General features: G+C 71.7%; 12 protein-coding genes. 5 read left to right on the forward strand and 7 right to left on the reverse strand.

What is annotated here, in order from left to right; all coding sequences use genetic code 11:
• Window positions 1-24: 24 nt before the first annotated feature.
• The 5 genes from VFE05_00680 to VFE05_00700 all read right to left on the reverse strand — a co-directional run bounded on the left by VFE05_00680 (window position 25) and on the right by VFE05_00700 (window position 3,055).
• Window positions 25-399 carry an OsmC family protein gene (locus VFE05_00680; GenBank protein HET6228557.1) on the reverse strand — a complete coding sequence of 125 codons (375 nt, stop codon included), beginning with the start codon at window positions 397-399 and terminating at the stop codon, window positions 25-27.
• A 213-nt stretch (window positions 400-612) separates the two neighbouring features.
• Window positions 613-816 carry a hypothetical protein gene (locus VFE05_00685; GenBank protein HET6228558.1) on the reverse strand — a complete coding sequence of 68 codons (204 nt, stop codon included), beginning with the start codon at window positions 814-816 and terminating at the stop codon, window positions 613-615.
• Window positions 817-841: 25 nt separating this feature from the next.
• Complete coding sequence (locus tag VFE05_00690; GenBank protein ID HET6228559.1) at window positions 842-1,621, reverse strand: SDR family NAD(P)-dependent oxidoreductase; 780 nt, start codon at window positions 1,619-1,621, stop codon at window positions 842-844.
• 396 nt (window positions 1,622-2,017) lie between these two features.
• On the reverse strand, window positions 2,018-2,566 hold the full coding sequence (thpR, locus tag VFE05_00695; protein HET6228560.1) for an RNA 2',3'-cyclic phosphodiesterase: 549 nt from the start codon (window positions 2,564-2,566) through the stop codon (window positions 2,018-2,020).
• Window positions 2,567-2,875: 309 nt separating this feature from the next.
• On the reverse strand, window positions 2,876-3,055 hold the full coding sequence (locus VFE05_00700; GenBank protein HET6228561.1) for a hypothetical protein: 180 nt from the start codon (window positions 3,053-3,055) through the stop codon (window positions 2,876-2,878).
• 587 nt (window positions 3,056-3,642) lie between these two features.
• On the opposite strand from VFE05_00700, the gene VFE05_00705 reads away from it, so the two are divergent.
• A complete protein-coding gene (locus tag VFE05_00705; protein ID HET6228562.1) occupies window positions 3,643-4,278 on the forward strand; it encodes a M23 family metallopeptidase in 636 nt (211 codons plus the stop codon).
• Window positions 4,279-4,458: 180 nt separating this feature from the next.
• Window positions 4,459-4,935: a DUF4440 domain-containing protein gene (locus tag VFE05_00710; GenBank protein ID HET6228563.1), complete on the forward strand. Its 477-nt coding sequence runs from the start codon at window positions 4,459-4,461 to the stop codon at window positions 4,933-4,935.
• A gap of 280 nt (window positions 4,936-5,215) precedes the next feature.
• On the opposite strand, the gene VFE05_00715 is transcribed toward VFE05_00710, so the two are convergent.
• Window positions 5,216-5,509 carry a hypothetical protein gene (locus VFE05_00715; GenBank protein ID HET6228564.1) on the reverse strand — a complete coding sequence of 98 codons (294 nt, stop codon included), beginning with the start codon at window positions 5,507-5,509 and terminating at the stop codon, window positions 5,216-5,218.
• 73 nt (window positions 5,510-5,582) lie between these two features.
• Window positions 5,583-5,795, reverse strand: a complete 213-nt coding sequence (locus tag VFE05_00720) for a hypothetical protein (protein ID HET6228565.1) — start codon at window positions 5,793-5,795, stop codon at window positions 5,583-5,585.
• 54 nt (window positions 5,796-5,849) lie between these two features.
• Here VFE05_00720 and VFE05_00725 point away from each other — a divergent pair, with 54 nt between their 5' ends.
• From VFE05_00725 to VFE05_00735, 3 genes are all read left to right on the forward strand, one after another.
• The gene (locus tag VFE05_00725; GenBank protein ID HET6228566.1) at window positions 5,850-8,657 is read left to right on the forward strand and encodes a PAS domain S-box protein; all 2,808 of its coding nucleotides are present in this window, start codon (window positions 5,850-5,852) and stop codon (window positions 8,655-8,657) included.
• A gap of 304 nt (window positions 8,658-8,961) precedes the next feature.
• Complete coding sequence (locus VFE05_00730) at window positions 8,962-10,041, forward strand: M20/M25/M40 family metallo-hydrolase (protein HET6228567.1); 1,080 nt, start codon at window positions 8,962-8,964, stop codon at window positions 10,039-10,041.
• A 301-nt stretch (window positions 10,042-10,342) separates the two neighbouring features.
• The coding region (locus VFE05_00735; GenBank protein ID HET6228568.1) for an ATP-binding cassette domain-containing protein at window positions 10,343-10,577 on the forward strand (235 nt) is incomplete at its 3' end.

The raw sequence follows: 10,577 nt of genomic DNA on the forward strand, positions 1-10,577 counted from the left end.
AGACGAAGTGCACCACGGGGAAGCTCATGGCTGCCTCACCTCTATCGACATCTCCGGGGGGTGCTCCAGTGTCTTGTGCACCGAGCAAAGCGTGGCCGCGCGCCCGGCCGCCGCGCGCCGCTCCGCCGGCAGCGACGGCCAGTCCACCAGCACGTCCATGTTGCCCACACGGTGCGGGTTCTCGGTGAACTTCCAGGTCACCTCCACCGCCAGGTCGTCGGCGGGGAGCTTGGCGTTGGTCGCCCAGGAGTGCAGGACCGAGAAGGTGCAGTTCGCCAGGCCGCTCGCCAGCATGTGATACGGCGAATACACCATCTCGGCCGAATCCGCCTCGATGGTCAGCGGCCCCGCTCCGCCTTCGATCCTCAGCCGCTCGTCCGAGATCAGGGTGATCTTCACGCGCTCTCCCCAGGTGTTCGTGTGGTCCCGCCCGCGCCACCTTTGTTCATCTCCCGAGTCCGGCGGCTGTGCTCACCTCGAAAATGCCGCCGTGTCGCAACTTCCGTGTCGGCAGATTGTTACACCGCCGGGTCCGCCTCGCTCCGCCGCGTCGCGTCTCGCGGGAAGATCACGGGAGATGAGGCGCCGCGCATCGGAACGGGGCGACGGGCGTCAGGGAGTGAACGACGGCGGATCGCTGGCCGGGAACGATTCCTCGCTCGCCTCGTCCACCAGGTCGTCGTAGTCGGGTTCGGCGCCGGTGGACGGTTTGCGCTCCGAATCGTCCGGGAGCTTTCGCGGGGCGTCCGTCGCTCCGGGCGCGCGGTCCGCATGTCCATCTCCGGCGCCGGCGGGTCTCCCGGGCTCCTGCTGCATCGCGCACTCCGCGGTTCGCGTGTGGTCAGCCCTTGATCAGCGATTCGGCGCCGTCGATCCACATCTCCGTGCCCGTGATGTGGTCCGACGCGTCGGAGACCAGGAAGAGCACCAGCTTGGCCACCTGCTCGGCCGTGCCGGGCGCGCGGCGCAGCGGCTTGTTGCCCTCCGGGAACTCCACCGGGATCACCACGTGCTCCAGGTCGCGCTTCTCGGTGTTGTCGTCGATCTCGGTGTCGATGGCGCCGGGGCAGATCACGTTGATGCGCACTTTGCTGGGAGCCAGCTCCAGCGCCATCATCTTGGTGAACGCCACCTGTGCCGCCTTGCTGCACGAGTACGCCGTCGCGCCCGTGTTGCTGAAGATGCGCGTGCCGTTCACCGAGGCCGTGACCACGATGGCGCCACCCTGCTTCTTCAGGAACGGCACCGCGTACTTCACCGTCAGGAACGTGCCCTTCAGGTTGATGTCGAGCGTGCGGTCCCACTCGTCGGGCTCCAGCTCCTCGATGGGGGCCCACACGCCGTTGATGCCCGCGTTGGCGAACACGATGTCCAGCCGGCCCCACCGGTCGGTGGTCTCCTTCACGGCGCGCTGCATGTCGTCGGGCTTGGAGATGTCGGCCAGCACGGCCATGGCCTCGCCGTCCGCGTCCTTGATCTCCTGCACCGCCTTCTCCAGCTGCTCCGGGGTGCGGCCCAGGGCGGCGACCTTCGCGCCTTCCTTCGCCAGGAGCACCGCCGCCGCCTTCCCGATGCCGGATCCCGCGCCGCTGATCAGCGCCACCTTGCCCTCGAGCTGCATCGCTCCGCCCTCCCGTGCGTGGTTTGCTTCGGGCGCCGTTCGCGTCCGGTGCGCCGTCGTCCGAGATTTTCGTACCACGGGGGGGAACGGGCTGTCTATCTCGCGGCGGGCCGCTCCGGAGCCGGCCGGGCGGTACTGCTGCCCGTCCGTCTCCTACGCGGGGTCGGGGAGCCTCCTCCTCCGGCGGGCGATACTGCCTGCCCGCCTACGTCCGGGGTCTCCCCGCCCCGGCGGGAGCCCCGCGTGCCTCCATGCTCACGGACAAATCACGCCGCGCGCGTCTCCCGCCGTACATCTTCTTTTGGGTACGGCAGCCGAACGACAGCCGTCCTCCTTCCCCGTCTCCCGACATCACGCCAAGCCGATGCGCCTCATCCGTCGGGCGACGAGTAACCGTCAGCGCAACGGAAACGTCTCGACGGCTTCGTACCGGGGCGGACCTGCGCCCAGGCGGCTTCGGAAGAGCACGACGGAATCCACCCTCATCCGTGCGCGGAACGGCGGGATCGCGCGGAGCACGGCGGACACGTCCCGCGGCGGCTGTACGCGGCTGAGCGTGAGGTGAGGCGCGAACGGACGCGGCTCGGCTGCAAATCCCGCTCGGACGGCGGCTCGCTCCACCTCCGCGGCGAGCGCCCGCAGCGCGCAGGCGCCGCTCTCCACGCCCACCCACACCACCGACGCTCGCGCGGCACGCGGGAACGCACCCATCTGCCCGAAGCCCATCTCGAACGCAACAGCCAGGGGCGCCGCCCGCAACTCCGCGCGCAGCCTCTCCGCATCTTTGGGATCAGTGTCGCCGAGGAAGCGCAGCGTGAGGTGCCAGCTCGCCGGCGGCACTGCCCGCCCCGGCAGCCCTCGCTCCCCTACCGTCCCAGCGAGGTGATCCACAAGCCCCTGCCGCACCTCGTCAGAGATCGCCACGCCTACGAACAAACGCTCCACCTCGCCTCCTCTGCCTCCGACGAAAAAGCGCTGGTCACATCTCCCCCACCTGCTTGCGCCATGCCGCACGATCGAGCGATGGCGCCGCTACGCGTCTCCATGCCCCTCGGCGTATCGTGTAAGCGCAGTCGATGACGGATGGAGCGCGGTTCGGCCGAGCGAGTCGGATTCGGTCCACGATGCGCGAAGGGTGCCCGGCTGCGATAGCTGGGCACCCTTCGTCTGTCATATCACAGTATCATCCCGGCATCGACCGCAGTCGAAAGCGGGTCAATGGCGGTCGAGCACCGCCGGAGTCCTCGCGGGCGGTCAGCGGCCGCGGGAGACGCCCCACCAGTAGCAGCAGTCGCAGCGGCGGGTGGTGCTGCCCTTGCCCGCCAGCCAGCGAAGCGGCCGCAAGACGAGCGGCGTTGGAATGCGCGTGGTGGCGCGGGAGCAGCGAGGGCACTTGGACGAGCCCACGATGGGCGGGAGCGGGAACCGGCGCACGGGGCGAACTCCTGCGATGGGTCTGGACGGGGCTGGCGCGCGGCGGGAGCAGCGCGCGGGGGCAGGTACGCGGTAAGGCGGGGAAGACGGAGCTTGCCGGGCCGAGCCAAACGCGGGGGATCGTCGCTGCAACGTGTGGCAGGTGCAGTTGTGGCGGGTTCAATAATGATGCGGCCGCCTCGCCGCCAGCGCAAGCCTCGTCTCGTCCACACGCGGCGGTGCCGTAACGCGTGGGGACAGATGTTTCGCCCTGCCGTACGATCCACCTCGGCATGTCCGAATCCTCACGCTCACCGGCCGGATAGACCGCCATCCGCCCTGCTCGTCACGCGTTCGCTCGGCCGACTTGACGGCCTTCACGTCAGCGCGCTCGCGGCATCCGCCGGCATCGAGAGACGCGCATCTCCCGAAGCGAAGTGAAAGAGCGGATGTGAAAGGGGATGCGCTCGGCGCGCGGCGCATTATATTGCTGCTCTTCAATCAGCCCCGCTCCTCGACACACTCCTCGCCCACAGCTTCCGCGTGCCCGCCACCGGGCCACAGCATCCCCGCATTCGGCAAGCGACGCCGGGAAGATCCAGGCTCCCATGCGCCCTCTACGCCACGTTCTCTTCCGTTCCTTTGCGCTGGCCGCGCTCGCGCTGCTGCACGGCTGCGCCATCTTCCACGGCGCCCCGGATCCGTACGCCGCGCCGCGCGGACGGCGCTCGTCGCCCGCGCCCGCCGCGGAGCACCGGCACAGCGGCCCGCCACCCGTGGCCGTGTCGTCGCTGGTGATCCCCGTGCAGGGCGTCCGCGCGGAGCAGCTGCGCGACTCGTACGAGGACGGGCGCGAGGGGCACGTGCACCATGCCATCGACATCATGGCGCCGGGCGGCACGCCGGTGGTGGCCGCGGCGGACGGTGCGGTGCTCAAGCTGCGCACGGGCGGCATCGGCGGCATCACCGTCTACCAGGTGGGACCGGACGGGCGCACGCTCTTCTACTATGCGCACCTGCTGCGCTACGTGGCGGGACTGGCCGAAGGGCAGACGGTGAAGCGGGGGCAGATCATCGCCTACGTGGGCGACACGGGCAACGCCGGCAAGGGCAACTACCACCTGCACTTCTCCATCGGCTACCTGGCCGACCCGCGCCGGTGGTGGGAGAGCGAGAACGTCGATCCCTTCCCGCTGCTGGGCGGCACCGCCCCCCGCCGCACTACCGACGTGGGTGGCCGGTAGATAGAGATAGGATATGCGCGGCGGGCTAGCCGCCCCGCATCTTCGACTCTCGGCTCGTACGTCGCAACACGAGTACGCGAGCCGCCGAATCTGCTCCGCCCGACGGTGCCTGAGCCGCGCGGCTCTACCGATCGATCGTCTCGCATCTCCCGAACACCCATCCAGAACTGGAGGCTCCGCATGACGTCCGCTCCGCTCGCCCGCACGCTCGCGTGCGCCGCACTGCTCGCGCTGGGCGCCTGCGCGGGGTCGCGCATGGCCGCCGCCCCGCCCGCCGGCTCGCCCGCGCAGGAGATCACCGCGCTGCTCCAGACCTCTACCGAGGAGTGGAACCGGGGCAACCTGGAGGGCTTCCTGGTGCCGTACTCCGACGCGCCGGGCACCACGTTCGTGGGCAGCAGCGGGCTGGTGCGCGGGAAGGACGCCATCCGCGAGAAGTACCGCTCCAGCTACTTCCGCCCGAACGCGCCGCTCCCGGGCACGCTCTCTTTCCGCGACATCGAGGTGCGTCCGCTGGGCCCGCGGAACGCGCTGGCGGTGGGGCGCTGGATCGTGACCGACCGCGGCACCGGCGCGCAGAGCGGCACCGGCCTCTTCTCGCTCACGCTGGAGCTGACGCCCGCCGGCTGGCGCATCATCCACGACCACTCGTCCTGACGCATCTGCCGGGATCGAGACGGCGGGCAGGCGGATGACGGGCGACGTGACCTCTGCGGAAACGACGGGAGCCGGACCCATCCGAGGAGGACGAGTCCGGCTCCGTGTTCATCATCCACTGCGCTCCCGAAACCCGTCGGACGGTAGGTGTTCGCGAGATGCGTTACGTCCGATTCCTTCGGCGGATGCGATGAATCGCGATCGTGCGAGGGCGAACGATTCGGACTGCCTGGTGAACGGCTTGCGCTCCGTCGTCTGAAGAGCAGCCGGCCCCGCGGAGCTACCGCGCGAGGAACCGCCGCTCACGGATGTCCTTGACGCCGGACGCGACGCCGGCGCCCACCGCCACGCCGAAGACGAGCACGGTGCCTCCGCCGATGAGGGGGAGCACCGCGGCGACCGGCGAGGCGACGATGGCGGCGCCCAGGCCGGCCAGGAAGGGCACGGGCGCCTTCTGCACCGCGTCCACGAAGGCCAGCTTGCTGCGAACGAAGCCGCGCGACTGCGTATATCCGACGACCGCCGAGACGGCCGCCACCGCGGCGCCGATTCCGAAAGTGACGAGTTCGAACATGGGATGTGCTCCGGTTCTCGGGAACTGCGGTTGGAAACCCTGGCCGCTCTACGCAACCCGTCGCGCCGCGGTTTCACGGGTGCCGTACGAGAGCGGCGCGCGCGGCGGCCGAGCTCGTGAGGGCGGCTGCGGCGCGCCGGAATCCGCCCGGACGCAATCCGTCCCGCGTTGAAACGGGAAACGGCACGACGAATGCCAGATGCAAGCGATTTGCGTTTTTCAGCAGGAGCGGCGTGACCGGATTCGCAACCGGTTGGCGCGCAGGTTGTTGCAGCAGGGCGGCCATGCAGCCGCCGCACGGGCGGGCGGACCTCGCCCCGTTCCCCTCCAGATGCCCGGCATGCACGAATCCGCACAGTCGCCGCTGAACGACCCCGCCCGCGTGCTCGCGGTGGAGCGCGCGGGCCTGCTCGACGCCCCCGCGCACGACGCGCTGGAGCGGCTGTCGCGCCTTGCCGTGCGCCTGCTGGACGCGCCCCTGGCGGGCGTGACGCTGCTCACGCGCGACGCGCAGCACTTCGTGGCGCTGGCCGGCAAGGACGAGTCCAACGCGCCTCGCACGCTTCCGCTGTCGCACTCGTTCTGCCGCCACGTGGTGGAGAGCGGCGAGGCGCTGGTGGTGACCGACGCGCGCGAGCACCCCCTGCTGTGCGGCACGCCGCCGGTGGAGGAGATGGGAGTGCTGGCGTACGTCGGCATCCCCCTGCGCACGGCCGAGGGGCACACGCTGGGCTCGTTCTGCGTGTACGACCGCCGGCGGCGCGACTGGACCGAGGCGGACCTGGAGACCATGCGCGACCTGGCGGCGCTGGCGCTCACCGAGATCGAGAGCCGGGTGCGCGAGAGGGACCTGGCGCGCGCCGCGGCGGCGCTGCGCGGTTCCGAGGCGCGGCTGCGGTCGGTGCTGGCCTCCACGCCCGACGCGGTGATCCTGGCCCGCGAGGACGACACCGTGGTGGAGTGGAACCCGGCGGCCCGCGCTCTCTTCGGCTACGAGGACCACGAGGTGCTGGGCGGCCCCCTCGCGCGGCTGATGCCCGAGGGCTACCGCGGCGCGCACTCGGCCGGGCTGCTGCGCCACGCGCGGACGGGCGGGGAGCGCACCGTCCGCGGGACCGTGCAGGTGCACGGACAGCGGCGCGACGGCTCCATCGTCCCTATCGAGCTGTCGCTGGCGAGCTGGCGCGAGGAGGGCGGCACCTTCTACAGCGCCTTCATGCGCGACGTGACAGGCCGCCTGGAGATGGAAACGGAGCTGCGCCAGGCGGAGCGGGAGTACCGCAGCCTGTTCGAGCACGCGCAGGACGGCATCCTGGTGCTCTCGGTGAACGGCGAGCAGGTGCTGGCGGCCAACCCGCGCGCCTGCGAGCTGTACGGCTACGCGCGCGAGGAGCTGGTGGGGATGTCGCTCGAGGCGGTGTCCACCGATGTGGAGGCGGGGCGAAGGCAGGTGAAGGAGACGTTCGCGGGCGGTGTGCCGCGCCGGTTCGAGGTGGAGCAGGTGCGGAGCGACGGCCGGCGCATCCGCGTGGAGATGACGGCCACGCCGGTGGAGTATCGCGGCGGGCCCGCGCTGCTCCTCATCAACCGCGACGTGACGGGCCGCGCCCACACCGAGGAAGCGTTGCGCGACGCCGAGTCGCAGTTCCGCGCCATCTTCGACGAGGCGCCCATCGGCATCTCGCAGGTGGACGTGGGCGGACGGCCCATGCGCAGCAACCGCGCGCTGCAGGAGATGCTGGGCTACTCCGGCGCGGAGCTCTCGGCCATGACGTTCGCCGAGTTCACGCACCCCGACGATCGCGAGGCGGACGCGGACCGGTTCGCGCGGATGATGGCGGGGACGCTGCCGTCGTACCAGATGCGGAAGCGCTACCTGCGGCGCGACGGCGGCATGGTGTGGGCGGAGCTGTCGGTCTCGCTGGTGCGAGACGCCGACGGTGCGCCGCGCTTCGCCGTCGGGATGGTGCAGAACGTCACCGAGCGGCTGCTGGCCGAGGCGGCGCTGGAGCAGAGCCGCGCGGAGCTGCTGCAGGCGCAGAAGATGGACGCGGTGGGGCGGCTGGCAGGCGGTGTGGCGCACGACTTCAACAACCTGCTCACCGCCATCCTGGGCAACGTGCAGATGCTGCTGGCGGACCTGCCGGACGGCGGGCCCGACGAGATGCGCGTGGAGCTGGAGGAGATCGCCCGGGTGAGCCGCCGGGCGGCCGACCTCACGCGGCAGCTGCTGGCCTTCAGCCGGCGGCAGGTGCTGCTGCCCGAGGTGATGGACCTGAACGCCGCCGTGAGGGCCGCCCAGAAGCTGCTGCGCCGCCTGATCGGGGAGGACGTGGAGCTGCGGGTGGAGGCGGAGCCCGGTGCGGCGTGGGTCCGCGCGGACCCGGGCCAGCTGGAGCAGGTGCTGGTGAACCTGGCGGTCAACGCCCGCGACGCCATGCCCGGCGGCGGCGTGCTCACCCTCTCCGCGCGCCGCGACGCCGCGGCCGTGCCGCCCACGGTGGAGCTGCGGGTGCGCGACACGGGCACGGGCATGACGCCGGACGTGCTGGAGCACGTGTTCGAGCCGTTCTTCACCACCAAGCCGGTGGGCAAGGGCACGGGCCTGGGCCTCTCCACGGTGTACGGCATCGTGCAGCAGAGCGGCGGCGACCTGCGCGTGGAGAGCGCCGTGGGCCGCGGCACCACCTTCACCGTGCGCTTCCCCGCGGCCGACGCGCCTGCCGACGCGCCTCCCGCGTCCCCGCCCGCCCCCGTGCGCGGGTCCGGCACGGTGCTGCTGGTGGAGGACGAAGCCGCGGTGCGGCGCGTGGCCAAGCGGGTGCTGGAGCGTAGCGGCTACACCGTGATCGAGGCCGGCGACGGCGCCGCGGCCCTCCGCGCGTGCGACGCGCACGAGGGCGAGATCGTGCTGCTGGTGACCGACGTGGTGATGCCCGGGATGAACGGGCGCGAGGTGGCGCGCGCCATCCAGGCCCGCCGCCCCGGCGTGAAGACGCTGTTCATGTCCGGCTACAACGACGAAGCCATCAGCCAGCACGGCGTGCTTGCCGACGGCGCCTCCTTCCTGGGCAAGCCGTTCACCCCCGAGACGCTGGCTGCCAAGGTCCGCGAGGTCCTCCACGCATCCTCCCCCGCAGAGCCGTAGCCTGCCGGTCGGCGGCGGCGGCGCATCCGCATCCACAAACCTCGCCGTACTCCTTCGGCCGTCCCTGGACGTGTTCGCGCGGACGGCGCCACCCGCATCACCTTCCGTCATTCTCGCGTGGGTCGCCGGGAACGCGCGGCGATCTCGGTAGATGCGGGGCCGCCGTGCATCTGCCGAAAGCTCCGCCGTGGCTCGATCCGCCGCACGCGGGCGCCGCGGCGTTGCCGGGGATGCGCGGCGGGGGGTATTTTCCGGGTCCGGCCACCCGGCCGCGCCTTTCGCACACCTCCGTCCGCCACGGCCCATGCCCCTGAAACGCCGCTCCGCTCTCCTCGCCCGCGCCGCGGTGGCGCTGGCCGCTCCGCTCGCCGCCGCATGCGCCACGCCCGCGGCCAGCGCGCAGGCGGGCGCCGCTGCGGCCGGGCCCGCGCCCGCAGCGGGCGTACGCATCGAGGACGTGCGCGCCTCGCTGGGCACGCTGGCCCACGACTCCATGGAGGGCCGCGCCACCGGCGCGCCGGGCTCGGCGCGGGCGGCGCGCTTCATCGCGGAGCAGATGCGGCAGTACGGGCTGGAGGCGGCGGGCGACAGCGGCTACTTCCAGCGCGTGCCGCTGGTGGTGGGAACCAGCGCCAGCGGCCGCCGCACCGTGCGCCTGCTGGCGGACGGCGACACCGCGCCGGTTTCGCGGCGGGTGACCGGGGTGAACGTGGTGGGCATCCTGCGCGGCAGCGACCCGGTGCTGCGGGACTCGGCGGTGCTGGTGGACGCGCACTACGACCACCTGGGCGTGCGGCAGCCGGTGGACGGCGATTCCATCTACAACGGCGCGGACGACGACGCGTCGGGCGTGGTGGCGGTGCTGGAGATCGCGCGGGCGATGGCGCACGGCCCGCGGCCGCGGCGCACCGTGATCTTCCTGGCGACCACGGGCGAGGAGGTGGGGCTTCTGGGCACGCGCTGGTACGTGGCCCACCCCGTGGTGCCGCTGGAGCGCACCGAGGCCAACCTGGAGATCGAGATGATCGGGCGGCCGGACTCGCTCGCCGGCGGCGAGGGCAAGGGCTGGCTCACGGGCTACGACCGCTCCACCATGGGCGCCATGCTGCGGCAGGCGGGCATCCCCATCGTGCCGGACCCGCGGCCGGCCGAGAACTTCTTCGAGCGCAGCGACAACATCGCGTTTGCGCGGATGGGGATCCCGGCGCACACGCTCTCGTCGTTCAACCTTCACGAGGACTACCACACGCCGCGCGACGAGGTGGACCGCGTGGACTTCACGCACTTGACGGCGGTGATCGACGCCGCCGCCCGCGCCGTCCGCATGCTCGCCGACGGCCCCGCGCCCACGTGGGTCGCAGGCGGCCGGCCCGCGGCCCGGTAGCTTTTCGGGGGCGCTCGACCGCAAGGCTCACGCGGAGGCGCGGAGGACGCGGAGAACGGCCGGAGAGCGAGCGGTTCTCCGCGTCTTCGCGCCTCCGCGTGAGGTCTTTGGATACGGCTCCGGCGATGCGTCGTCATCTCGCCGAACCTCGCCCGCGCTTGCGCATCCGCGGTGATGCGGAGGCCGCGCATCTGCCGGATTCGCTACTGTTCGTCTACGTTTGATGGCCGGCCTTCCGTGGAAGCAGGCCGGCCGATCCGCATCTTCCGAACAACCCTGCCGCACGCCCACCGGAGCACCGATGTCCAGCAACGCCAGCGGGCCGCCGATGATCGCGGTGGAGCGCCTGACCAAGACGTACGACCGCCGCGTGGCGGTGGACGACGTGAGCTTCACCGTGGGCGGCGGCGAGATCCTGGGCCTGGTGGGGCCCAACGGGGCGGGGAAGACGACGACCATGCGCGCCATCACCGGCATCTTCCCGCCCACCGCCGGGCAGATCCGCGTGGCCGGGCACGACGTGGTGAGCGACCCGG

The sequence above is a fragment of the Longimicrobiaceae bacterium genome (assembly GCA_035696245.1).
Lineage (GTDB): Bacteria > Gemmatimonadota > Gemmatimonadetes > Longimicrobiales > Longimicrobiaceae > DASRQW01.

Bases quoted from the DNA above. Each gene is read 5' to 3' on its own strand.
- VFE05_00685 (HET6228558.1), bottom strand. From the start codon at position 816: ATGCAGCAGGAGCCCGGGAGACCCGCCGGCGCCGGAGATGGACATGCG.
- VFE05_00690 (HET6228559.1), bottom strand. From the start codon at position 1,621: ATGCAGCTCGAGGGCAAGGTGGCGCTGATCAGCGGCGCGGGATCCGGC.
- VFE05_00705 (HET6228562.1), top strand. From the start codon at position 3,643: ATGCGCCCTCTACGCCACGTTCTCTTCCGTTCCTTTGCGCTGGCCGCG.
- VFE05_00710 (HET6228563.1), top strand. From the start codon at position 4,459: ATGACGTCCGCTCCGCTCGCCCGCACGCTCGCGTGCGCCGCACTGCTC.
- VFE05_00715 (HET6228564.1), bottom strand. From the start codon at position 5,509: ATGTTCGAACTCGTCACTTTCGGAATCGGCGCCGCGGTGGCGGCCGTC.
- VFE05_00720 (HET6228565.1), bottom strand. From the start codon at position 5,795: ATGGCCGCCCTGCTGCAACAACCTGCGCGCCAACCGGTTGCGAATCCG.
- VFE05_00725 (HET6228566.1), top strand. From the start codon at position 5,850: ATGCACGAATCCGCACAGTCGCCGCTGAACGACCCCGCCCGCGTGCTC.
- VFE05_00730 (HET6228567.1), top strand. From the start codon at position 8,962: ATGCCCCTGAAACGCCGCTCCGCTCTCCTCGCCCGCGCCGCGGTGGCG.